This window comes from Zoogloea sp., from assembly GCF_041908905.1.
Lineage (GTDB): Bacteria > Pseudomonadota > Gammaproteobacteria > Burkholderiales > Rhodocyclaceae > Zoogloea.
In genome coordinates this window covers 38832-62007 of record NZ_JAYREK010000008.1, presented here as the reverse complement: position 1 = coordinate 62007, position 23176 = coordinate 38832, and the positions used below count along the sequence as shown (strand labels likewise).

At 67.8% G+C, this 23176-nt stretch carries 23 protein-coding genes; 7 read left to right on the top strand and 16 right to left on the bottom strand.

The genetic code is table 11. The features are described 5' to 3' along the window. Window position 1: 1 nt before the first annotated feature. A complete protein-coding gene (locus tag ACE3OU_RS07130; protein ID WP_374240849.1) occupies window positions 2-1717 on the top strand; it encodes an ABC transporter ATP-binding protein/permease in 1716 nt (571 codons plus the stop codon). 324 nt (window positions 1718-2041) lie between these two features. Here the strand turns inward: ACE3OU_RS07130 and ychF are convergent, their stop codons facing one another. The 4 genes from ychF to ACE3OU_RS07110 form a co-directional block, all read right to left on the bottom strand. Beyond that, a complete protein-coding gene (gene ychF / locus ACE3OU_RS07125; protein ID WP_374240848.1) occupies window positions 2042-3133 on the bottom strand; it encodes a redox-regulated ATPase YchF in 1092 nt (363 codons plus the stop codon). Window positions 3134-3252: 119 nt separating this feature from the next. Then, window positions 3253-3756 (bottom strand): disulfide bond formation protein B, encoded by a 504-nt coding sequence (locus ACE3OU_RS07120; protein WP_374240847.1) that lies wholly within the window; start codon window positions 3754-3756, stop codon window positions 3253-3255. 143 nt (window positions 3757-3899) lie between these two features. Next, on the bottom strand, window positions 3900-4799 hold the full coding sequence (gene argB / locus ACE3OU_RS07115; RefSeq protein ID WP_374240846.1) for an acetylglutamate kinase: 900 nt from the start codon (window positions 4797-4799) through the stop codon (window positions 3900-3902). Window positions 4800-4956: 157 nt separating this feature from the next. Next, on the bottom strand, window positions 4957-5382 hold the full coding sequence (locus tag ACE3OU_RS07110; RefSeq protein ID WP_374240845.1) for an Hsp20/alpha crystallin family protein: 426 nt from the start codon (window positions 5380-5382) through the stop codon (window positions 4957-4959). Between the two features lie 134 nt (window positions 5383-5516). Between ACE3OU_RS07110 and ACE3OU_RS07105 the strand changes: the two genes are divergently transcribed. Beyond that, window positions 5517-5732, top strand: a complete 216-nt coding sequence (locus ACE3OU_RS07105; protein WP_374240844.1) for a cysteine-rich CWC family protein — start codon at window positions 5517-5519, stop codon at window positions 5730-5732. Here ACE3OU_RS07105 and nudB read toward each other — a convergent pair. From nudB to ACE3OU_RS07045, 12 genes are all read right to left on the bottom strand, one after another. Continuing rightward, the gene (gene nudB / locus ACE3OU_RS07100; RefSeq protein WP_374240843.1) at window positions 5729-6181 is read right to left on the bottom strand and encodes a dihydroneopterin triphosphate diphosphatase; all 453 of its coding nucleotides are present in this window, start codon (window positions 6179-6181) and stop codon (window positions 5729-5731) included. The genes ACE3OU_RS07105 and nudB overlap by 4 nt on opposite strands. Next, window positions 6178-6621, bottom strand: a complete 444-nt coding sequence (locus ACE3OU_RS07095; RefSeq protein WP_374240842.1) for a barstar family protein — start codon at window positions 6619-6621, stop codon at window positions 6178-6180. The genes nudB and ACE3OU_RS07095 overlap by 4 nt, the downstream gene beginning before the upstream one ends. A gap of 2 nt (window positions 6622-6623) precedes the next feature. After that, window positions 6624-6995 (bottom strand): ribonuclease domain-containing protein, encoded by a 372-nt coding sequence (locus tag ACE3OU_RS07090; protein WP_374240906.1) that lies wholly within the window; start codon window positions 6993-6995, stop codon window positions 6624-6626. Between the two features lie 84 nt (window positions 6996-7079). Further along, window positions 7080-8696: a tetratricopeptide repeat protein gene (locus tag ACE3OU_RS07085; protein WP_374240841.1), complete on the bottom strand. Its 1617-nt coding sequence runs from the start codon at window positions 8694-8696 to the stop codon at window positions 7080-7082. A gap of 131 nt (window positions 8697-8827) precedes the next feature. Beyond that, window positions 8828-10618, bottom strand: a complete 1791-nt coding sequence (aspS, locus tag ACE3OU_RS07080; protein ID WP_374240840.1) for an aspartate--tRNA ligase — start codon at window positions 10616-10618, stop codon at window positions 8828-8830. Between the two features lie 54 nt (window positions 10619-10672). Beyond that, window positions 10673-11305, bottom strand: coding sequence for a DUF502 domain-containing protein (locus tag ACE3OU_RS07075; RefSeq protein ID WP_374240839.1), 633 nt, complete (start codon window positions 11303-11305; stop codon window positions 10673-10675). A 25-nt stretch (window positions 11306-11330) separates the two neighbouring features. Next, window positions 11331-11597 (bottom strand): FmdB family zinc ribbon protein, encoded by a 267-nt coding sequence (locus ACE3OU_RS07070; RefSeq protein ID WP_374240838.1) that lies wholly within the window; start codon window positions 11595-11597, stop codon window positions 11331-11333. A 148-nt stretch (window positions 11598-11745) separates the two neighbouring features. Further along, window positions 11746-12597 carry an A24 family peptidase gene (locus ACE3OU_RS07065; protein WP_374240905.1) on the bottom strand — a complete coding sequence of 284 codons (852 nt, stop codon included), beginning with the start codon at window positions 12595-12597 and terminating at the stop codon, window positions 11746-11748. 22 nt (window positions 12598-12619) lie between these two features. Then, window positions 12620-13864 carry a type II secretion system F family protein gene (locus tag ACE3OU_RS07060; RefSeq protein ID WP_374240837.1) on the bottom strand — a complete coding sequence of 415 codons (1245 nt, stop codon included), beginning with the start codon at window positions 13862-13864 and terminating at the stop codon, window positions 12620-12622. 22 nt (window positions 13865-13886) lie between these two features. Further along, window positions 13887-15599 carry a type IV-A pilus assembly ATPase PilB gene (pilB, locus tag ACE3OU_RS07055; RefSeq protein WP_374240836.1) on the bottom strand — a complete coding sequence of 571 codons (1713 nt, stop codon included), beginning with the start codon at window positions 15597-15599 and terminating at the stop codon, window positions 13887-13889. Between the two features lie 90 nt (window positions 15600-15689). Continuing rightward, window positions 15690-16964, bottom strand: a complete 1275-nt coding sequence (locus ACE3OU_RS07050; RefSeq protein ID WP_374240835.1) for an HlyC/CorC family transporter — start codon at window positions 16962-16964, stop codon at window positions 15690-15692. A gap of 24 nt (window positions 16965-16988) precedes the next feature. Beyond that, window positions 16989-17816 carry an inner membrane protein YpjD gene (locus tag ACE3OU_RS07045; protein ID WP_374240834.1) on the bottom strand — a complete coding sequence of 276 codons (828 nt, stop codon included), beginning with the start codon at window positions 17814-17816 and terminating at the stop codon, window positions 16989-16991. A gap of 38 nt (window positions 17817-17854) precedes the next feature. On the opposite strand from ACE3OU_RS07045, the gene ffh reads away from it, so the two are divergent. From ffh to ACE3OU_RS07020, 5 genes are all read left to right on the top strand, one after another. Then, the gene (gene ffh / locus ACE3OU_RS07040; RefSeq protein ID WP_374240833.1) at window positions 17855-19216 is read left to right on the top strand and encodes a signal recognition particle protein; all 1362 of its coding nucleotides are present in this window, start codon (window positions 17855-17857) and stop codon (window positions 19214-19216) included. Between the two features lie 11 nt (window positions 19217-19227). Beyond that, window positions 19228-20751 carry a PAS domain-containing protein gene (locus ACE3OU_RS07035; protein WP_374240832.1) on the top strand — a complete coding sequence of 508 codons (1524 nt, stop codon included), beginning with the start codon at window positions 19228-19230 and terminating at the stop codon, window positions 20749-20751. A 48-nt stretch (window positions 20752-20799) separates the two neighbouring features. Further along, a complete protein-coding gene (locus ACE3OU_RS07030) occupies window positions 20800-21432 on the top strand; it encodes a response regulator transcription factor (RefSeq protein ID WP_374240831.1) in 633 nt (210 codons plus the stop codon). 240 nt (window positions 21433-21672) lie between these two features. Further along, the gene (locus tag ACE3OU_RS07025) at window positions 21673-22233 is read left to right on the top strand and encodes a phasin family protein (protein ID WP_374240830.1); all 561 of its coding nucleotides are present in this window, start codon (window positions 21673-21675) and stop codon (window positions 22231-22233) included. A gap of 117 nt (window positions 22234-22350) precedes the next feature. Then, the gene (locus ACE3OU_RS07020; RefSeq protein ID WP_374240829.1) at window positions 22351-23175 is read left to right on the top strand and encodes a ferritin-like domain-containing protein; all 825 of its coding nucleotides are present in this window, start codon (window positions 22351-22353) and stop codon (window positions 23173-23175) included. The last annotated feature ends 1 nt before the right edge of the window (window position 23176 follow it).

Below are 23176 nucleotides of genomic sequence, written 5' to 3'. Positions count from 1 at the left end.
CATGAAGATCAATCCCTTCGCCTACCATCTGTGGCAGCGTTTCTGGGCCATCGCGTCGCCCTACTGGCGCAGCCAGGAGCGCGTCAAGGCCTGGGGGCTGCTGGCCCTGCTGGTGGTCCTGCTGCTCGCCCAGACGCGCTTCGCGGTGATGCTCAACGAGCAGACCGGGGAGTTCACCTCGGCCCTCGCCGCCCGCGACGAGGCGCGCTTCTGGGAGTCGATCCGCTTCTGCCTGGTGCTGCTGGCCCTGGCGGTGCCGATCTTCGCCTTCTACTTCTTCGTGCGCGACACGCTGGGCATCCAGTGGCGGCGCTGGCTGACCAACCGCTTTCTCGAAAACTACTTCAGCCACCGCCAGTTCTACGAGCTCAACGCCAGCACCCTCATCGACAACCCGGACCAGCGGATCGCCGAGGACGTGGGCACCTTCTGCACGCGCTCGCTGTATTTCCTGCTGATCTTCATCGGCTCCTTCCTGCAGCTGGTCGCCTTCAGCCAGGTGCTGTGGTCGATCTCCCACGCGCTGGTGTACGTGCTGGTGGCCTACGCGGTCTCCGGCACCCTGATCGCGGTGGTGTTCTTCGGCTCGCGGCTGATGAGCCTCAACTTCCAGCAGATCCGGCGTGAGGCGGACTTTCGCTACAGCCTGGTGCGGGTGCGCGAGAACGCCGAGTCGATCGCCTTCTACCGCGGCGAGGCCCAGGAGCTGCACCAGGTGCGGCGGCGCTTCAACGCGGCCTTCAAGAACTACAGGCAGCTGATCCGCCAGCAGCTCGGCCTCAACTTCTTCCAGTATGCCTACAGCCTGCTCAACATCGTGCTGCCCAGCGCCATCGTCGCCTCCCAGGTGCTGTCTGGGGAGCTGGAGGTGGGGCGCGCGGTGCAGGCGGCCGGCGCCTTCGCGGCGGTGCTGAGCGCGATCTCGCTGATCGTCGAGAACTTCGAGAGCCTGTCGCGCTTCACCGCCGGCGTGGACCGCCTCGACACCCTGGCCCGGGTGCTGCTGGACCCCGCCATCGAGCCCGGCTCACGCAAGGGGAGCGTCATCGGCGCCGCCGAAGCGCCCCACCTGGCCCTGCAGAACGTCACGCTGAACACGCCCAACTACGAGCGCGTCCTGGTGAAGAGCCTGTCGCTCACCGTGCGTCCGGGCGAGGGGCTGCTCATCGTCGGTGACAGCGGCTGCGGCAAGAGCTCGCTGCTGCGGGCCATCGCCGGGCTGTGGTATGCCGGCAGCGGCAGCATCCTGCGCCCGCCGCCCGAGGAGATGCTCTTCCTGCCCCAGCAGCCCTACATGCAGGTCGGCACCCTGCGCAGCCAGCTGCTCTACCCGCACCGGACGGGCGCGATGTCCGACGCCCACCTGCTGAAGGTGCTGGAGCAGGTCAACCTCGGCGACCTGGCCGGGCGGGTCGGCAGCCTGGACGTGGAGCTGGACTGGGAGAAGGTGCTCTCCGTCGGCGAGCAGCAGCGCCTGGCCTTTGCCCGGGTGCTGCTCTACCAGCCCCGCTATGCGATCCTCGACGAGGCCACCAGCGCCCTCGACAGCGCCAACGAGGCGGCCCTCTACGGGCAATTGCTGGCGGCCGGCATCACGCTGATCAGCATCGCCCACCGGGCAGCGGTGGTCCGCTACCACACCCAGGTGCTCGAGCTCACCGGTGATACCGGCTGGGCGCTGCATGCCGCGGACCGCTACCCCGGCCTGCGGAGTTGAGGCCAGGGAGCGCGAGTTATCCTGCCGGGGGTAAAGGTGTATCCAGGTGAGCTTAACTTTTTACCTTCGGAGGCTGATGAGTCAGCCTGGGGGAGATAAATGCTTATCTTCCGAGGGTAAATGTCGAGGTTGGGGAGGATAAATAGTCAGCTTCCGAGGGTAACGAATTATCCTCGGGAGGATAAATGCCGAAGCCCGGAGGCTAAAAAGTTATCCTCCACCGCCTCGAGAGTTAGCCTCCGAGGCCGGCTCTCGAGGCTCCGCAGACAACTCACCCCGGCTCCGCAAGGGGGGGCGTGGTGGTGGCTGCGGAGGCGAGGGGGGTCACACGTTGAACAGGAAGTTCAGCACGTCGCCGTCCTTGACCACGTATTCCTTGCCTTCGGAGCGCATCTTGCCGGCTTCCTTGGCGCCGGCTTCGCCCTTGTACTTGATGAAGTCGTCGAAGGCGATGGTCTGGGCACGGATGAAGCCGCGCTCGAAGTCGGTGTGGATCACGCCGGCGGCCTGGGGGGCGGTGTCGCCCACGTGGATGGTCCAGGCGCGGACTTCCTTGACGCCGGCGGTGAAGTAGGTCTGCAGGCCCAGCAGCTGGTAGCCGGCGCGGATCAGGCGGTTGAGGCCGGGCTCCTCGAGGCCCAGGTCGGCCAGGAAGGCCATCTTGTCCTCGTCGTCGAGGTCGGCCAGTTCGGCCTCGATCTTGGCGCACAGCACGACCACCGGGGCGCCTTCCTTGGCGGCGTGCTCGCGCAGGCGGTCGAGGTAGGGGTTGTTCTCGAAGCCGTCCTCGGTGACGTTGCCCACGTACATCGCGGGCTTGAGGGTCATCAGGCACAGGGGCTTGAGGAGCAGCTTCTCGTCGTCGGAGAGCTGCAGGGTGCGCGCCGGCAGGCCCTCGTTGAGGTGGGGCAGCAGCTTCTCGAGCAGCGCGACGAGCTTCTGGGCGTCCTTGTCGCCGGCGCGGCCCTTCTTGCTTTCGCGGTGGATGGCCTTCTCGACGGCGGACATGTCGGCCAGCGCGAGCTCGGTGACGATGGTCTCGATGTCGGCGATCGGGTCGACCTTGCCGTTCACGTGCACCACGTTCTCGTCGTCGAAGCAGCGCACCACGTTGACGATGGCGTCGGTCTCGCGGATGTTGGCGAGGAACTGGTTGCCCAGGCCTTCACCCTTCGAGGCGCCCGCCACCAGGCCGGCGATGTCGACGAACTCGACGATGGCCGGCTGCACCTTCTGGGGCTTGACGATCTCGGAGAGGGCGTCGAGGCGCGGGTCGGGCACTTCGACGATGCCGACGTTGGGCTCGATGGTGCAGAAGGGGTAGTTCTCGGCGGCGATGCCGGCCTTGGTGAGGGCGTTGAAGAGGGTCGATTTACCGACGTTGGGCAGGCCGACGATGCCGCATTGGAGAGCCATGGAAATCCTTTGATGTTCAGTGGTTTCCGGCAGGGTGTGCCGGACAGCCCGCTATTGTAAAGCGGCGGGCGGCGCTTCTGAAGGGGCGCGGTTCGACGCCCTGTCTTGCAGGGGGCGGGTCAGCCCGCCTGCCGGGCGCGCTGCCACAGGTAAACCGCCAGGGTGACGAGGATGGCGGAGAAGCTGACGAAGGACCAGTTGGCGATCGACAGGCCGAGGAAGCTCCAGTCCACCACCGAGCAGTCGCCCGCGCCGCGGAAGATCATCGGCAGCGCCGCGCTGAGGGGGAAGCTCTCGAGCATGTATTCGAGGCCGGGGCCGCACTCGGAGACCGCGGGCGGGAACCACTGCATCCACGACTGCCGCGCCGCGACGCCCAGCCCGGCGAGGGCGGCGATGGCCAGCAGCAGGGCGTAGCCCGACACGCCGCGGCGCCCCGGGTTGTGCAGCCCGGCGAGCAGGCCGATCAGCCCGCAGGTGGCCAGGGCGTAACGCTGCATGATGCACATCGGGCAGGGCTCGATGCCCTGCGCGTGCTGCAGGTAGAGCCCGAAGGCGAGCAGGGCCGCGCAGGCGGCGAAGAGGAGCAGGGCCAGGAGGCGGAAGGGGAGGCGGTAAAGCATGGGAGGCGGATGGCTGAAGGGAATCTGGCTGACCATTGTAGCCGGCGAGGGTTCCCCGCGCCGGCAGGTGGCCGTGGCCGGGGGGGCAAAGCACGAGGGGCGCACCGTGATGCGCCCCTCCCGTGCGGCCGCTGCGAGGCGGATCAGCTGCTCTTGATCATGGTGCCGACGCCGTGGTCGGTGAGGATCTCGAGGAGCAGGCAGTGTTCGACGCGGCCGTCGATGATGTGCACGCTCTTCACGCCGTTGCGGGCGGCGTCGAGGGCGGAGGCGATCTTGGGCAGCATGCCGCCGGAGAGGGTGCCGTCGGCCACCAGGTCGTCGATGTCGCGGGGGGTGAGGCCGGTGAGGAGCTTGCCCTGCTTGTCGAGCACGCCCGAGGTGTTGGTGAGCAGCACCAGCTTCTCGGCCTTGAGGATCTCTGCCAGCTTGCCGGCAACCACGTCGGCGTTGATGTTGTAGCTCTCGCCGTCCTCGCCCACGCCGATCGGGGCGATCACCGGGATGAAGTCGCCCTTGTCGAGGAAGGCGATCAGGCTCGGGTCGATGTCGGTGATGTCGCCGACCTGGCCGATGTCGATCAGGTCGCCCGGGTTGCCCTTGTCTTCCATCATCAGCTTCCTGGCGCGGATGAAGTTGGAGTCCTTGCCGGTGAGGCCGACGGCCTTGCCGCCGGCCTGGTTGATGAGGCTGACGATCTCTTTATTGACCTGGCCGCCGAGCACCATCTCGACGACCTCCATGGTCTCGGCGTCGGTGACGCGCATGCCCTGCACGAACTCGCCCTTCTTGCCGACGCGGGAGAGCATCGTTTCGATCTGCGGGCCGCCGCCGTGGACGACCACCGGGTTGAAGCCCACCAGCTTGAGCAGCACCACGTCGTGGGCGAAGCATTCCTTGAGGTGCGGGTCGGTCATCGCGTTGCCGCCGTACTTGATGACCAGGGTCTTGTCCTGGAAGCGACGGATGTAGGGCAGGGCTTCGGCGATGATCGCGGCTTTCTGGGCGGGGGACAGGTTGGAGGTGTCGATGTGCTCGGTCATGGTCTCGTGCGGCGCAGAAGGGTGATTACGGGTAGCCGCGATTGTAATCCCTGCGGCGGGGCTTGGAGCGCCCCGCGCGTGACACCGGCCGACAACGAAAGGGGCGGAAAGCTCGCGCCTCCCGCCCCCTGGCGGCCACCTGCGGGCTGCTGGTGGTTTATTCGATGATCAGGCGCTTGGCCTGCGGAGCGACCTTCTTGGGCAGGGTGAGTTCCAGCACCCCGTCGTTGAACCGGGCGGTCGCCCGGCCTTCGTCCACGTCCTGGCCCAGCTGGAAGCTGCGCGACACCTGGCCGAAGTAACGCTCGGTGCGCAGGATGCGTTCGCCTTCCTTCACTTCCTTGTCCTGCTTGCGCTCGGCGCTGATGGACACCACCGGGCCGTCGATATGAACGTGGATATCTTCCTTCTTGATGCCCGGCAGCTCGGCATGCACCTGATAGGCGTCGTCCTGCTCCTTCACGTCGACGCGCATCTGGGGCGCCTCGGCGTTGGCCATCGGCCCGCCACCATACTCCACCGGGCGCACGAAGAAGCCGCGGAAGAAGTCGTCAAGAGGGTCACGGCGAGTGATGTTGCTCATTCGTAATTCTCCTTGTCTGGTCTGGGGCTTGAAGAGGGATGGGGCCCTCGCTGATTTGTATATAGGGCCCGCCGTGCGGCACTTCAAGCCCCGCATGGGGTATAAACCCGCGTTTGCCGACCCGGAGCCCGAAGATGCCGCATGAGAATCCCTGTCCGCCGACCAATACCTGCCCGGCCTGTGGGGCCGCCTTCACCTGCGGCATGCAGGCCGGCCTGACGGAGTGCTGGTGCGCCGCGCTGCCGCCGCTGCTGGCGCTCCCCGCCACCGGTGCGGCGGGCTGCTACTGCCCCGAGTGCCTGGCACGGCTGGTGGAGGCCCAGCAGGCCGGCAAGGCCGCGAAAATCTAGCCGGCCCCGAGGCGCCGGGCGAGGAGGTGGATCGCGTCCCGGTTGGTCCATGAGAACACCGCCTCGGCGGCCTCCTGCCAGGGCAGCCAGCAGGCGGCGAGGTGCTCGTCGGGGGCCAGCCGGACCGGCTGGGGCGCCGGCACGCACAGGCTGAACACGTGTTCTGTGTTGTGGAGCACGCCCGGCGCGTAGCGGCCCCGCCAGCGCTGCATGATCACGAAGCGGTTGGCGAGCTGCCAGTCGTGGAGCGCGTCGGCGTCGGCGCGGATGCCGGTTTCCTCCTCGACCTCGCGCAGCGCCGTGGCGGCCGGGGCCTCGTCGCCCTCGCGGCTGCCGGTCACCGACTGCCACAGCCCGGTGCTGCCCGCCCGTTCGAGGATCAGCACCTCCAGCGCCGGCGTGTGGATCACCACCAGCACCGACACCGGCTGCTTGTAGGGCGCGCTCACGCCAGGTCCTGCAGCCAGTCGAGCTCGCCGGAGGTGGTGCCGACGAGGGTCCAGAAGGGCACGCCGTCCTCGCGCCAGGTGTCGGCGGCGTCCTGGAAGATCGACAGGGCGGTGGCGAAGTCGGTCGGGGCGGCCTGGGCAAAGGCGTCGGCCCGTTCGAGCACGATCACGTAGCCGTCGGCCTCCATCCACGACAGGTCGGTGAGGCAGTCGGCGAGGGCGTCCCAGTTGTGGCCGTACCAGTCGGGAAAGCCGAGGGCCTCGCCGACGGCGGCCAGGAAGGCTTCCTTGGTGGCGACCCGGGCGAGGTCGACCCGGTGCAGCGGGTAGTCGAGGCTTTCGGCGGCTTCTTCAAGCGCCAGATCGGCGGCAAAGGGCATGTGGTAGATCCCGGCCCGCTCGGCGCGGGGCAGAAGGTCGTGGTAGGCGGGGGCTTGCATGGTCAGTCCTGGATGCGCCGGAAGCTGCGGTAGTGGTCGTCGCTGTAGTAGTACGCCGAGGGCGGGTTGCCGGCGGTGACGATGCGCCGCGCGCCCCGGTCCCGCGAGCCGGGCGTCGGTACGGTGTATTCGCGGTAATGGCCGCGGCGGGCTTCGGGGAGCAGGTTCTCGCGGTTCTGGAAGGCGATGCCGTCGCGCCGGTAGGGGTAGGGCCCCCCCTGGCGGATCAGTGCGAGGGTCTCGCGGGCCTCGGGTGGCAGGCGGGATTCGGAGACGATCGGGATGTCGCGGCTTCCCCAGTCGAGGAGGTCGCGGGCCTCGGCGCCGGTGGCGGCGAAGGCGAACAGGACTGCGGCGAGCCGCAGGAGGCGCATGAGCATGATGGAGCCCTCGGCGAGTGGGAAGGCTTCCAGTTTAGCAGGGGGGCGCGATGGTGCACCCCCCGCTCCGCGCCCGCCCTAGGGCTCGATCCCGTAGCGTTTCAGGAGGTTGTAGTAGAAGGTGGTAAGTGCCGGCAGGCGGGCGTTGCCCGGGTCCTGGGCGCGCGCCCGCTCCATCATGTTGCGGGCCTGCTCGGCGTAACGCTCGTTCCAGCCGCAGCCCTCGATGTGCTTGAGCAGGGCCAGCGTGGCGTTGAAGAGGACGTTGGTGTTGCCGGGCATCTTGCGGACGGCGGTGAGCATGAACTGGACCGCGCCGTCGAGGTCGCCTTCCTGGGCCTTGCGGGCGCCCTCGGCCACCAGGTCGCGGACTTCCGCATTGATCTGCTTCGCCAGCGCCTCGCCGAGATCGGCCTTGCCGGCGTCCTTGAGCATGTCCTTGGTGGCGGCGACGGTACGCTCGTCGGGGGCGTTGCGCATGATGTCGAGGACGACCTGGGCGCCTTCACCCTCGAGATTGGTGGCGAAGCAGGCGCGGGCCAGCTCGCCCTTCAGGGCGAGTGAGAGGTTCTGGGCGCCGTCCGATTCGGCGATGAGGGTCTTCAGGGCCTCGCCGGCCTGCTCGGTCTCGCCCTTCTGGACATGCACCAGGGCGCTCGACAGGGCGGTGCACATGCGCGTCTTCTCGAGGCCGGCCATGGAGCGCTCGAGGTCGCGGATGGTGGCCTCGGCCTGGGTCGTGTCGCCACGGCCGAGCTGGGCCTGGACCAGGCGGACGTGGTCTTCGGGGTCGCGAAAGTCGGAATACTTGCCCTTGCGGACGACTTCGGAGAGCACCTTTTCGGCGGCATCGTGGTCGCCGGTGGCGATGGACAGCTCACCGAGGCGGCGCAGGCGTCCGACCCGGTGCGGTGACAGGGCCGTGGCGTGGGCCAGCACGTTGCGCGCGGATTCGAGTTCGCCGGCGGCCTCGCGGGTGCGCGACAGCCAGTCGTAGGCGTCCACGTAGAGTTCGTTCTCGCTGACCAGGGGTTTCAGCAGGGACTCGGCCTCGGTGTAGCGGCGCTGCATGAAGAGGGCCTTGGCCAGCCCGAGGCGGGCCCAGGGCACGCTGCGGGTGGCCAGGATGCGCTCGTAGAGCGCCTGGGCCTCGTCGGCGTGGCCGCCGGCCACGTGGAGTTCCGCCCGCAGGCGCAGGAAGTCGAGCTGCCACTGGGGGTAGGTTTCTTCGGCCTCGGTGCAGTAGGTGATCGCGTCGGGCACGTTGCCCAGTTCGATGAGCCGGTAGGCCGGCATGAAGGCCTCGCGCTTGACGAGGGCCCGCTCGACGCGGTCGTGCAGGGTGTCGGCGGCGAAGGGCTTGAGGATGTAGTCGTTGGGCGCCAGCTCGGCGGCACTCACGACCCGCTCGTACTGGCGCTCGCCGGTGACCATCACGAACAGGGTCGACAGCGGGATGATGTGGTTGTGGCGCAGGTCTTCGAGCAGGTGCTGGCCGTCCTGGCCGTCGCCGATGTGGTACTCGCAGAGGATCAGGTCGTAGATGCTGTCCCGCAACTTGCGTATGGCGACCCCGGCGGTGACGGCGAACTGAACCTTGGTGATGCCGGCCATGTTCAGCATGTTGCGGAGCTGCGTCCGCATGTTGGGGTTTGCCTCGACGACGAGGGCGGTGATGGTGCCGAGTTCGATCACGGTGGGTGCGGTGGGAGGGGGTGTCGGTTATGCGGGAAACGGCCGCGGGCATCAAATCTTGAGACCCGTAAACGACAAAGCGGGCAACGGCTGTGCCGTTTGCCCGCTTTTCGGTGCCGGAGAGGCGTTGGTCAGGCGGCCGGCGCTTCCGGAGCCTTCTGGCGCAGGCGGATGTGCAGCTCGCGCAGCTGCTTTTCATCCACCGGCGACGGGGCGTTGGTGAGCAGGCACTGGGCGCGCTGGGTCTTGGGGAAGGCGATCACGTCGCGGATGGACTCGGCGCCGGTCATCATGGTGACGATGCGATCGAGGCCGAAGGCCAGGCCGCCGTGCGGGGGCGCGCCGTACTTGAGGGCGTCGAGCAGGAAGCCGAACTTGGCCTGCTGCTCCTCGGGGCCGATGTTGAGGGCCGAGAAGACCTTTTCCTGCACGTCGGCGCGGTGGATACGCACCGAGCCGCCACCGATTTCCCAGCCGTTGAGGGCCAGGTCGTAGGCCTTGGCGAGGCACTTGCCCGGGTCGGTGGTGAGCAGGTCGAGGTGCTCGTCCTTCGGGCTGGTGAAGGGGTGGTGGCAGGCGGTCCAGCGCTTGTCGTCCTCGTCGTATTCGAACATCGGGAAGTCGACGACCCACAGGGGTTCCCAGGCCTTGCCGTTGACGTAGCCCTTCTCGTGGCCGAGCTTGATGCGCAGCGCGCCGAGGGCGTCGTTGACGACCTTGGTCTTGTCGGCGCCGAAGAAGATCAGGTCGCCGGACTGGGCGCCGGTGCGCTCGAGGATGGTGCGCAGGGCGGTTTCGTGGAGGTTCTTGACGATGGGCGACTGCAGGCCGGATTCATTGACCTGGGTGACGTCGTTGACCTTGATGTAGGCGAGGCCGCGGGCGCCGTAGATGCCGACGAACTTGGTGTACTCGTCGATCTCGCCGCGGGTGAGGCTGGCGCCGCCGGGCACGCGCATGGCGGCCACGCGGCCGCCGGAGGTGGCGGGGCCGCTGAAGACCTTGAAGGCCACATCGGCGACGGCGTCGGTGACGTCGGTGAGTTCGAGGGTCACGCGCAGGTCGGGCTTGTCGGAGCCGAAGCGGGCCATCGCCTCGGCGTAGCTCATGCGCGGGAAGGGGTTGGGCAGCTCGACGGCGAGGACCTCCTTGAAGATCGTGCGGATCATCTCTTCCATCATCGCCGTGATCTCGGCTTCGGTGAGGAAGGAGGTCTCGATATCGACCTGGGTGAACTCGGGCTGGCGGTCGGCGCGCAGGTCTTCGTCGCGGAAGCACTTGACGATCTGGTAGTAGCGGTCGTAGCCGGCCACCATCAGCATCTGCTTGAAGAGCTGCGGGGACTGGGGCAGGGCGAAGAACTGGCCGTCGTGGACGCGGGACGGCACCAGGTAGTCACGGGCGCCCTCCGGGGTGCTCTTGGTGAGCATCGGGGTCTCGATGTCGATGAAGCCCTGGGCGTCGAGGAAGCGGCGGAAGGCCATCGCCGTCTTGTAGCGCAGCATCATGTTCTTCTGCATCTGGGGGCGACGCAGGTCGATGACACGGTGGGTCAGGCGGGTGGTCTCGGAGAGGTTCTCCTCGTCGAGCTGGAACGGCGGCGTGGCGGAGGTGTTGAGCACCTCGATGTCGTGGCACAGCACTTCGATCTCACCGGAGACGAGGCCGGCGTTCTCGGTGCCGGCGGGGCGGCGGCGGACCTTGCCGGTGATCTTCAGGACGAATTCGTTACGGACGGACTCGGCCACCTGGAACATCTCGGCCCGGTCGGGATCGCAGACGACCTGCACGAGGCCTTCCCGGTCGCGCAGGTCGATGAAGATCACGCCGCCGTGGTCGCGCCGGCGGTGAACCCAGCCGCAGAGGGTGACGATCTGGTCGAGATAGGCGGCGGAGACGAGGCCGCAGTATTGAGTTCGCATGGTGGGGTCTTTTATTCCTGGAAAAAACGGAACACGCCTGGCCGACAGGCGCGTTTATTGATTCAGTAGGGCCGCCGGGGAGTGATGGGCGGTGCGGGAGGGCGGCGGCGCGACCACGCCCATCGAGATGATGTACTTGAGGGCTTCGTCGACGCTCATGTCGAGCTCGATGGCGTCCTTGCGCGGCAGCATCAGGAAGAAGCCGGAGGTCGGGTTGGGCGTGGTGGGCACGTAGACGCTCACGAAATCGTCGCCCAGGTGCCGGGCGGCGTCACCGCCGGGCTTGCCGGTCTGGAAGGCGATGGTCCAGATGCCCTGGTGGGGGTACTGGATCAGCAGGGCCTTGCGGAAGGCCTGGCCGTTGCTGGACAGCAGGGTGTCGGAGACCTGCTTGACGCTGTAGTAGATCGACTTGACCACCGGGATCCGCGACAGCAGGCCCTCCCAGAAGCCGACCAGGCGCTGGCCGACGAAGTTGGCGGCGGCCAGGCCAGTGAGCAGGATCAGCAGCAGCGTGACAAGGACGCCCACGCCGGGCAGGTGGAAGCCCAGCAGGGCGTCGGGCCGGACTGCGGCCGGTGCGATGAGGAGGATCTGGTCTAGGGTGTTGACCACCCAGGCCAGCACCATCAGGGTGATGACCAGCGGGATCCAGATCAGCAGTCCGGTGACAAAGTATTTTTTCATTCAGCGGTTTCGCGGGCGCCCTGGTTCAGTGGCAGGCGCAGCTGCCGCCACAGGGAGTCGCCGGGGCCGCGCTCTCGCTCTTGGCCTCGGTTTTGGGGCTGGAGCCGCTGCCACCCTTGAAGTCGGTGGCGTACCAGCCGCTGCCCTTCAACTGGAAGCCGGCGGCCGAGAGCTGCTTGGAATAGGCTTCGGCGCCACAGGCGGGGCAGGTGGTGAGCGGGGCGTCGCTCATTTTTTGGAGGTGGTCTTTTTGATGGCCGCAGGCGCTGCAGCGATACTCGTAGATGGGCATGACGAGCTCCGGAAAGTCAGTTGGGCGAAGTTTAGCGCATCGCAACATCGGGCGAAACAGACCCGGTCTGTAGAAAATGGGGGCGCGACACTGCTTTTCAAGCACCCGCTGCGCCGCCGATGCCTGTGCCGACTTGCGGCGCGGGTCGTCAGAGCAGGCCCAGGTAGGCCTCGGTGAGGGGTTTGCCCCAGTAGAGGGCGAGCAGCCCGGCCGCGGCCAGGTAGGGCCCGAAGGGGATCGGGATCTCCCGTCCGTGCCGGCGCAGCACGATGAGCGCGATGCCGACCACGGCCCCCACCAGGGACGACAGCAGGATGGTCAGCGGGAGGATCTGCCAGCCGAGCCAGGCCCCGATGGCGGCGAGCAGCTTGAAGTCACCGTAGCCCATGCCCTCCTTGCCGGTGGCGAGCTTGAACAGCCAGAACACCGACCACAGGGCGAGGTAGCCGGCCGCCGCGCCGATCACCGCGCCGTTGATGTCGGTGAAGGTGCCGTCGAGGTTGAGCAGCAGGCCGAGCCACAGCAGGGGCAGGGTGATGCTGTCGGGCAGCAGCTGGGTGTCGAGGTCGATGAAGCACAGGGCGATCATCGCCCACAGGAAGACCAGCGCGCCGGCGCCCGCCAGGCTGTAGCCGAAGTGCAGCGCGGTGAAGCCCGACAGCGCCGCGCAGGCGATCTCCACCAGCGGGTAGCGTACGCCGATGGGGGCGCTGCAATGGCGGCAGCGGCCCCGCAGCAGCAGGTAGCTGACCACCGGGATGTTCTCGAAGGCGCTGATCGGGTGGCCGCAGTGGGGGCAGCGGGAGCGCGGCGTGGCGAGGTTGAGGGCCGGGGCCTCGCCCGGCTCCTCACCCCGCAGGCTGGCGGCTTCGGCCTGCCATTCGCGCTCCATCATCACCGGCAGGCGGTGGATGACCACGTTGAGGAAGCTGCCGATGAACAGGCCGAGCAGGGTGCACAGGGCCGCGAACACGGCCGGATCCCCGAGGAGGTTCATGATGCCTTCCGGAGGCTGCGGGGCATCAGCCGACCACCGCGCCGAGCTTGAAGATCGGCAGGTACATCGCGACCACGAGGCCGCCGATCACCACGCCGAGGAAGACCATGATCATCGGCTCGAGCAGCTGGCTGAGGCCGGCGACGGCGTCATCCACCTCGCGCTCGAAGAAGTCGGCCACCTTGCTGAGCATGGAGTCGAGCTGGCCGGATTCCTCGCCGATGGAGACCATCTGGATCACCATGGTCGGGAAGACCAGGGCGTTCTGCATGGCAACCGTGAGGCTGGTGCCGGTGCTCACGTCGGACTGGATCTGCTTGGTGGCGTTCTTGTAAACCACGTTGCCCGACGCGCCGCCCACCGAGTCGAGGGCTTCGACGAGGGGCACGCCGGCGGCGAACATCGTGGACAGGGTGCGCGTCCAGCGGGCGATGGTGGCCTTGCGGATCACGTCGCCGATCACCGGGACCTGCAGCGTGAGGCGGTCGACGGTGGCCTGCATCTGGGGCGAATGCTTGTAGGTGTACGAGATGCCGATGATGGCGCCGAAGATCAGCCCGAAGCCGATGTACCAGTATTCGACGAAGAAGTCGGAGACGGCGATGACCAGCATGGTCGGTGCCGGCAGGTCGGCGCCGAAGCTGGCGAAGACCTTCTTGAACTCGGGCACCACGAACAGCATCATCACCGAGACCACGAGGGCCGCCACCACGACCACCGAGATCGGGTAGAACAGGGCCGACTTGATCTTGCTCTTGATCGCGAGGATCTTTTCTTTGTAGGTGGCCAGGCGATCGAGCAGGGCGTCGAGGATACCGGCCTGTTCGCCGGCGGCGACGAGGTTGCAGAACAGCGCGTCGAAGTGGTCGGGGTGGCGCCGGAAGGCCTGGGAGAGGCTGCTGCCGGTCTCGACGTTGGCGCGCACGTCGTTGAGCAGGCGGGCCAGCGAGGGGTTGCCGCAGCCCTTGATGGCGATGTCGAAGGATTGCAGCAGCGGCACGCCCGAACGCATCATGGTTGCGAGCTGGCGGGTGAACAGCGCGATGTCCTTGTCTTCGATCTTGCGCCCGCGGGCGAAGGCCTGCTTGCGGATCTTGTGGGCCAGGATGCCCTGGCGGCGCAGCACCGTTTGCACGACGTTCTCGGTCGTGGCGCGCATTTCGCCGCGGATGATCTTGCCGGTCTTGTCCTTCCCCTCCCAGACGAAGAGGTGTTCGCGAACGGCGTTGGTGCTGCGGGCAGGTGTTTTTTTGGTGGGTGCAGTGGCCATCGGTTGTTTCCGCGTGGGGCGATCACTCGTTGGTGCAGGCGAGGACTTCGGTCAGCGAGGTGACCCCTTGCTTCACCTTCAGGAGGCCGGACTGGCGCAGGTCCCGGATGCCTTCACGCTGGGCCTGGGCTGCGATGTCCATCGAGTTGCCGTTCGTCATGATTATACGTGCGATCTCTTCGGAAATAGGCATGACCTGATAAATGCCCAGACGCCCCTTGTAGCCGCTGCCCTTGCAGCGGTCGCAGCCCTTGGGACCGTAGGGCTGCCAGCTGCCGTCGATGTCCTCGTGGGTGAAGCCGGCCGACAGCAGCGCCTCGATGGGGATGTCCACCGGCTGCTTGCAGGTGCACAGCCGCCGGGCGAGGCGCTGGGCGGTGATCATGATCACCGACGAGGCTATGTTGAACGGCGCGACGCCCATGTTCTTTAGCCGCTCGAGGGTGGACGGGGCGTCGTTGGTGTGCAGCGTGGACAGCACCAGGTGACCCGTCTGGGCGGCCTTCACCGAGATCTCGGCGGTGTCGAGGTCGCGGATTTCGCCGACCATGATGACGTCCGGATCCTGGCGCAGGAAGGCGCGCAGCGCGGAGCCGAAGGTCAGGCCGGCCTTCTCGTTGACGTTGACCTGGTTGATGCCGGGCAGGTTGATTTCGGCCGGGTCTTCGGCGGTGCTGATGTTGACGCCGGGTTTGTTGAGGATGTTGAGGCAGGTGTAGAGCGACACCGTCTTGCCGCTGCCGGTGGGGCCGGTGACGAGGATCATGCCGTAGGGGCGGCTGACCGCCTCCATCAGGGCGGCCTTCTGGTCGGGCTCGTAGCCGAGGGCGTCGACGCCCAGCATCGCCGAGCTGGGGTCGAGGATACGCATCACGATCTTCTCGCCGTGCAGGGTCGGCAGCGTGGAGACCCGGAAGTCGATGGCCTTGTTCTTGGACAGCACCAGCTTCATCCGGCCGTCCTGGGGGACGCGCTTCTCGGAGATGTCGAGGCGCGAGATCACCTTGATGCGGGCGGCGATCTTCTCGCGGAGGACCAGCGGCGGCTGGGCGATCTCGCGCAGGATGCCGTCGGTGCGGAAGCGGATGCGGTAGTACTTTTCGTAGGGCTCGAAGTGGATGTCCGAGGCGCCTTCGTTGATGGCGTCGATCAGCAGCTTCTGGATGAAGCGCACCACCGGCGCGTCCTCGACATCGGAGGACTCGTCCTGCTGCGGGGTCTCGATGCCGCTCTCCTGGCCCAGCAGATCCATGTCGAACTCGTCGCCGGTGAGCTCCTTGAGGGTCTCGCTGGCGGTTTCGGAGAGTTGCTCGACGAGGGCGACCAGCTTGGGCGCCTCGACCACCACCGGGTCGACGGCGAGCCCGGTCTGGAAGCGGATCTCGTCGAGGATGCGCAGGTTGGACGGGTCGGCCAGGGCCAGGGTCAGGCGGTTGCCGCGTCGGCCGAGGGCCAGCACCTGATGCTTGATCATCAGCTTGCGGTCGATGGCGTCGATGGGCAGGTGGGCGACGTCGAAGGACGCCAGGTCCATGATCGGCGTGCCGAAGGTTTCGCCGGCAAAGCGCGCCAGGTCGCCGGCGCTGATCAGCCCGCGCTTGATGAGCTCGATCAGGAAGTCGTTGGGCGTCGCGGAGGGCGAGGTGCACGCGAGCGCCTCGGCTTCGAGGATCCGGCCGTGTTGTACGAGGGCGCGAGCGAGGCCGCTCAGGGCGACTTGGGGGGGTGCGGACATGCCGGAACGTCTGAAGTGGGGGTGTGCCTGAAAGGTGCGGCGATCATGCCGCCGGTGCGAGGGCTTGTAAACCCGCGCTACATTCTCTGTTTATTTCGGGTTTTGCGGGCGGAATATTCTCACGGTCTTGATCCGGCGGTCCTCCGCCTGGACGACCTCCATGGGCACGCCGGCGATGCGTACCGACAGGCCGGATTCGGGGATGTCCTGGAGATGTTCGAGGACCAGCCCGTTGAGGGTCTTGGGGCCGTCCACCGGCAGGTCGAGGCCGAGCTTGCGGTTGAGGTCGCGCAGGTGCTGGCTGCCGTCGGCGATCACGCTGCCGTCCTCGCCCCAGCGCAGGCGCTCGGCGGCGTCGGGGCGGCGGGTGGTGAACTTGCCGATCAGCTCCTCGATGATGTCCTCGAGGGTGACGAGGCCGAGCAGCTCGCCGTATTCGTCCACCACCAGGCCGAGGCGCTCGCGGTTCTCCTGGAAGAACTGCAGCTGGGAGTAGATCGGCGTGCTGGCCGGGATGAAGTAGGGCCGGGTCAGCAGCTCGCGGATGTCGGCCACCGACAGGCGGTTCTCGAAGCTGTGGGCGAGCAGGCGGCGCACGTGGAGCACGCCGATCACCGCGTTCATCTCGCCGTCGAAGACCGGCTGGCGGGTGTGGTAGCAGGTTGCCAGGTGGCCCTGGATGACCTCCATCGGCTCCGCGATGTTCACCGCTTCGATCTGGTTGCGCGGGGTCATCACGTCCTCGACGGTGATGTCCTCCAGCTCGAACAGGTTCACAAGGATGCTGCGGTGCTTGGGCGGGATGAAGGCGCCGGATTCGAGCACCATGGTGCGCAGCTCTTCGGTGGACAGGTTCTGGCTGGTGCCGTCGCCTGCGTCGCGCAGGCGCAGCAGGCCGAGCAGCCCGGCCACGAAGAGGTTCACGAACCACACCACGAAATACAGCCCCTTCAGCAGCCCGGTGAGCGGGTAGCTGACGACGCAGGCCAGCCGGTTGGCGTGGTTGGCGCCGATCACCTTGGGGGTGATCTCGGAGAACACCAGGATCAGGAAGGTGACCCCCAGGGTGCTCACGCCGAGCACCCACTCCTCGTTGCCGAAGAGCTGGATCGTGATGACGCTGACCAGGGTCGCGGCGGCGGCGTTCACGAGGTTGTTGCACAGCAGGATGATGCCGAGCAGCTTGTCGGTCTGGTCGAGCAGCGTCAGGGCCAGCCGTGCCCCGCGGGAGCCCAGGCTGGCGGCCGAGCGCAGGCGGTAGCGGTTGGCCGCCATCATGGAGGTTTCGGCCATCGAGAAGAAACCCGACAGCGCGAGCAGCGTGACGAGGATCAGCGACTGGACGGAGAGCGGAACGTTTTCCACTGTGCGGCGGGGCGTCGGGGCCGCTCAGGCGCCGCGCCCGAGCACGACCTCGGCGACGAAACGGCTGCCCACGTAGGCCAGCATCAGCGCCACGAAGCCGGCCAGCGTCCAGTACTGGGCCTTGCGGCCCCGCCAGCCCCACATGTGCCGGCCGACCAGCAGGCTGCCGAAGAGCAGCCACGAGATGATCGCGAAGACGGTCTTGTGGTCGAGCCGGAAGGCCTTGCCGAACAGGGCCTCGGAGAACAGCACGCCGGAGCCCACGGTGAGGGTCAGCAGCACGAAGGCAATGCCGATCAGGCGGAACAGCAGGGTCTCCATGGTGAGCAGCGGCGGCAGCGCCGCGAAGGCCCGGCTGAGGCGGGCGCCGTGCAGGCGCTTTTCGGCCACCGCCATCAGCACCGCGTGGAGGGCCGCCAGTGTGAACAGGCTGTAGGCCAGCATCGCGACCACGAAGTGGGCGCGGAACAGCGGGCTGCCGGCGTTGGCGAGCAGGTGCGGGTCGGGGAAGAAGGCCGGCAGCAGCGAGCACAGCGCCGCCAGCGGCATGGACAGGGTCTGCAGCCCCTCGAGGCGGGCGTAGAGGCTCTCGATCCAGTAGAACAGCATCGCCAGCCACATCATCAGCGACAGGGCCAGGCTGAAGCCGAAGTGGATGCCCTCGGGCGAGAAGAACACGCCGTGCAGCGCAAAGCCGTGGGCGAGCAGGGCCACGAGCATCAGGGTGCGCTCCCATGGGCGCAGGCCGGGGCGGGTCGCCAGGGCCGGCGCGTGCCAGCGACTGTGCCAGAAATGCACGCCCAGCGCGGTGTACAGGGTGGCGGGGAGCAGATGAAGTAGAATCGCAGGCATTTCGCAAGTTTACTCCAAGCCCTCGGCTACAGACCATCATGCTGGACAACCTCACTACGCGACTGGCCAAGGTCGTCAAGACCCTGCGCGGCCAGGCCCGACTCACCGAAGACAACATCCAGGACGCCCTGCGGGAAGTCCGCATGGCCCTGCTGGAGGCCGACGTGGCCCTGCCGGTGGTCAAGGACTTCATCGCCCGGGTCAAGGAAAAGGCCGTCGGCACCGAGGTGCTGAGCTCCCTCACTCCCGGCCAGGCCCTGGTCGGGGTGGTGCACCGCGAGCTCACCGACCTCATGGGCGGCGCCCACGCGGGCCTCAACCTCGCCACCCAGCCCCCGGCGATCATCCTGATGGCCGGCCTGCAGGGCGCCGGCAAGACCACCACCACCGGCAAGCTCGCCAAGCTGCTCTCCGAGCGGATGAAGAAGAAGGTGATGGTGGTGTCCACCGACGTCTATCGCCCGGCGGCCATCGCCCAGCTGCAGACCGTCGCCCAGCAGGCGGGGGTCGAGTTCTTCCCGTCCTCGCCCGACCAGAAGCCCGTCGACATCGCCCTCGCCGCCGTCGATTACGCCCGCCGCCACTACATGGACGTGCTGCTCGTCGATACCGCCGGCCGGCTCGCCATCGACCAGGCGATGATGGAGGAGATCCAGGCCCTCCACGCCACGGTCAAGCCCATCGAGACACTGTTCGTCGTCGACGCGATGCTCGGCCAGGACGCGGTCAACACCGCCCGTGCCTTCAACGACGCGCTGCCCCTCACCGGCGTGGTGCTCACCAAGCTCGACGGCGACGCCCGTGGCGGCGCGGCCCTGTCGGTGCGCCACGTCACCGGCAAGCCGCTCAAGTTTGCCGGCGTCGGCGAGAAGCTCGCCGGGCTCGAGGAGTTCCACCCCGAGCGGATGGCCAGCCGGATCCTCGGCATGGGCGACATTTTGTCGCTGGTCGAGGACGCGCGCCGCGGCGTCGATGAGGAGAAGGCCAAGGAGTTCGCCCAGAAGCTCAAGAGCGGCAAGGGCTTCGACCTCAACGACTTCAAGGACCAGCTCGGCCAGATGAAGAAGATGGGCGGCCTCAGCAGCCTGATGGACAAGCTGCCGGCCCAGTTCGCCCAGGCCGCGGGCCAGCTCCAGGGCGGCGTCGAGGAGAAGGCCGTCAAGCGCATCGAGGGCATCATCAACTCCATGACGCCCCTCGAGCGCGCCAAGCCCGAGCTTCTCAAGGCCTCCCGCAAGCGCCGCATCGCCGCGGGGGCGGGCGTGACGGTGCAGGAGGTCAACCGCCTGCTCAGCCAGTTCGAGCAGACCCAGAAGATGATGAAGCAGTTTTCCAAGGGCGGCATGCAGAAGATGATGCGTGCCATGAAGGGCCTGATGCCGGGCGGCGGCCTGCGCTGACGGGACGCGCCGTGTCGGACGCCCCGCCCCCCGTGGTGCCGTCGGCCGACGGCGGCGAGCGCTGGCGGCTGGCCCTCGAGGCGGCGGGCGACGGGGTGTGGGACTGGGATCTGCGCAGCGGCAGCCAGTATCGGTCGCCCCGGTGGGGGGCCATGCTCGGCTACTCCGCCGCGGAAACCGCCGCCCTCGAATGGCGCAGGCTGCTGCATCCCGAAGACCGGGACGAGGCCCTGCGCCGCCTCGAGGCCTGCCTCCACGGTGCCACCGAGGTCTACGCGGCGGAGTTCCGGCTGCTCGGCAAGGACGGGCGCTATCACTGGATCCAGGCCCGCGGCGGGGTCTGCGAGCGGGACGCGGCGGGCAATCCCCAGCGTTTCGTCGGCACCCACCGGGACATCGGCGGCGCCCGTGCCGAGCTCGACAACCTCCAGAAGTCCGAGCGCCTGTGGCGCTTTGCCCTCGAAGGCCATGGCGATGCCCGCTGGGACTGGAACGTCTGCAGCGGCGAGATCTACGTCAGCGCTTCCTTCCGGAGCATCATCGGCCTGTGCGGCAACCGCCCCGTGCGCGGCAACGACATCTGGCCCGAGCGCCTGCATCCGGCCGATCTGCGGCGGGCGATGGCGGTGTTCGACGCCCACATCCGCGGGCAGGAGGCGATCGCCGACGTCGAGTTCCGCGTGCTGTGCGAGGACGGCAGCTATCGCTGGGTGGCGGTGCGGGGCAAGGTGATGGAGCGAAACGCCAGCGGCAAGGCGCTGCGCATGACCGGCACCGTCCGCGACGTGCACGACCGCTACCTCGCCATCGAGCGCGAGAAGCGCCGCGAGCAGGAGCTGGCGCGGGCCGGCCGCCTCATCCAGATGGGCGAGATGGCGACCGCCCTGGCCCACGAGCTCAACCAGCCCCTGACGGCAATCCGCAACTTCAGCGCCCTCGTGCTGCGCCGGCTTGATGCCGTGGGCGCCCTCGCCGACCCCTTCCGGGAGCCGCTGCAGATGATCGCCCAGCAGGCCCTGCGCGCCGGCGAGATCGTGCACAGGGTGCGCGGCTTCGTCCGCAAGGGCCGGCCGGTGACCAGTCCGGTGACCATCGGCGAAGCCGTGCGGAGCGTCGTCCGCTCGATGCAGCCCGACCTGCGGGCCAACAACATCCGGGTCGTCCTCGACATGGCCGATGGCCTGCCGCCGGTGCTTGCCGACCACGTCCAGCTCGAACAGGTGCTGACCAACCTGATCCGCAACGCCATCGACGCGATGAGTACCCTCGACGGCGACCGCAGCCTGCGGATCTCGGCCAGCCCCACCGCCGACGGCTGGGTGGAGCTGGCGGTCGCCGACCGGGGGCCAGGCCTCGCCGAGGCCATCCTGGCCGACCCCTTCGTCCCCTTCCTCACTACCAAGTCCGACGGAGTCGGCCTGGGGCTGCCGATCTGCCGGACCATCATCGAGAATCACGGAGGGCGTTTGTGGATCGAACGCACGGGTCCCGAAGGGACGACGTTCTGTTTTACGCTCCCGGCGCTTGCCGGATGAAGCCGGTGCCGCCGCCGTCGGGCGCGGCAAGCCGGCAGGAGGCCTGAGATGGATGATCCGCTCGTATGCGTGGTGGACGACGATGACGCCGTCCGGCTATCCACCAGTCTGCTCATCGAAACCCTGGGGCTGCCGGTGCGCAGCTTCGCCAGTGCCCTCGAGATCCTGGCCGACGACGAGACCTTGCGCCGGGCCCACTGCCTGGTGCTGGACGTCCGCATGCCGGGGCTCAGCGGCATGGGGCTGCAGGAGCGCCTCGTCCGTCTCGGGCACGACCTGCCCATCATCTTCGTGTCGGCCCACGGGGATGTCCCGATGGTTGCCCGGGCCATGCGTGACGGCGCCTTCGATTTCCTGCAGAAGCCCTTCAACGAGCAGGCGCTCCTCGACCGGATTCAGGAGGCCGTCCAGCTTGCCGCCGCCCAGCGGGCTGCCCGCGCCCGGCTGGCCGAGATCCAGGCCCGCATCGCCAGCCTGACCACCCGTGAATCCGAGGTCATGGCCGGCATGGTCGCCGGCCGCCTCAACAAGCAGATCGCCGAAGACCTCGGCATCAGCATGAAGACCGTCGAGCAGCACCGCTCCCGGGTGATGGAAAAGCTCCAGGTCGATTCCCTGGCCGAGCTCGTGCGCCTCGTCGTCAGCATCGGCTGGTCGGCCGAGCCGAAGAGCGGGCCCTGAGGGGGGCCGCGTCACGGCCTGGCAGCCCCGGCACGGCGCGCGTTCCGGGTTTTCCCTGATGTCTGAAGGGGAAACGCCGGATTTGGCGGGGTGCGCAAATTTGGCACACTTCGCGCTGTTGTGCACTGCACACGCGGTGCTTCGCAAGCACGGCCACAGAGCGGAAGATCACCCGGAGAGGTGGAGGAGACAACCCTCTAGTCCAGGCCGGCTGCCTTTTCAATCATGAGGAAGCAAGGAATGTTTGCCAAGGATTTCAGCGCGTTCGTCCCGTTCAACCCCGTCTCGTTCGATCGTATCGCCGAATTCGGTCAAAGCCTCAGCGCCCAGCTCGAGAAGATGACCCGCCTGCAGTTCGACGCCGGCCTCGCCTCCACCCGTGACGCGCTGGCCGCCGTCCAGGCCCTGCTCGAAGTCAAGGAGCCGGCTTCCTTCCTGCAGTGGCAGGAAACCCACGTCAAGCCGGGCATCGCCCGTGCCGCCGACTGCGCCCGCGGTCACTACGAACTGCTCGTCGAAACCCGCGACATCCTGGCTGCCGTGGCCCAGCAGTCGGCCGTCGAGGCGACCCGCCAGATGCAGGCGCAGATCGGCCGCATCGCCGAAGGCGCGCCGGAAGGCTTTGCGGTGGTCTTCGACGCCCTTTGCAAGAGCCTCGACACCCAGATCGCCGCGATGGAAAACATGAACAAGGTCGGCGCCCAGATCCAGGACATCACCGACGCCAACCTGCTGGCGCTTCGCGGAGCCGTGGGTGCCGCCACCAAGGCGCCGCAGGCCGCCAGGCGCAAGGCCGCCTGAGCCGTACGCCAGACACAACAGCTTCAAGGGTTGAGGCCGCACCGGCAAGGGTGCGGCCTTTTTTTTGCACGCCTGCCGCCGCTCGTCGCCGGGCGGGAGCTGCTACCATCCGCCCCCATGCCTGAATACGATGACCTGCACGCCCGTGCCTATCGGGCCCTGATGTGCGGTGAGCCGGCCGACAAGGTGGCGGCCGTGGCTTCTCTCTGCAACGACCGCGCCGCCGGCCTCCTGCCTGTGCCCGTCACCAGCACCTGCCCGGTGCTGGCGGTGGAAGACGCCGGCCGTCCGGTGCGCCCCGAGCTGATTCCCCACACGGCGGTGCCCCGCCGCAAGCCGGGCTCGCCGGAGGGGCATGCGGCGCTGCTGCACGCCATCGCCCACATCGAATTCAACGCGATCAACCTGGCCCTCGACTGCGTGTATCGCTTCCGGGGGCTGCCCGACGACTACTACGACGGCTGGCTGCAGGTGGCGCAGGAGGAGGCGTACCACTTCGGTCTGGTGAGCGGCCGGCTCGCCGAGCTGGGTTACGGCTACGGCGACTTCCCCGCCCACCGCGGCCTGTGGGACATGGCCGTCAAGACCGCCGCCGACCCGCTCGCCCGGATGGCCCTGGTGCCGCGGGTGCTGGAGGCGCGCGGCCTGGACGCCACGCCGCCGATCGTTGCCAACCTGCGCCGCATCGGCGATGAGGCGAGCATCGCGGTGCTGGACATCATCCTGCGCGACGAGATCGGCCACGTGGCGCTGGGCGACCGCTGGTTTCGCCATTTTTGTGCCGAACGCGGCCTGGAGCCGGAGGCCACCTATCTGGCTCTGATGGCGGATTTTGACGCCCCGTGGCCGCCGCGCCCCCTCAATGTGGAAGCCCGACGGAGGGCGGGCTTCAGTGCGGCCGAGATCGCCCGCCTAGAGGCGGGCCGGCGGGGGCGGGGCTGAA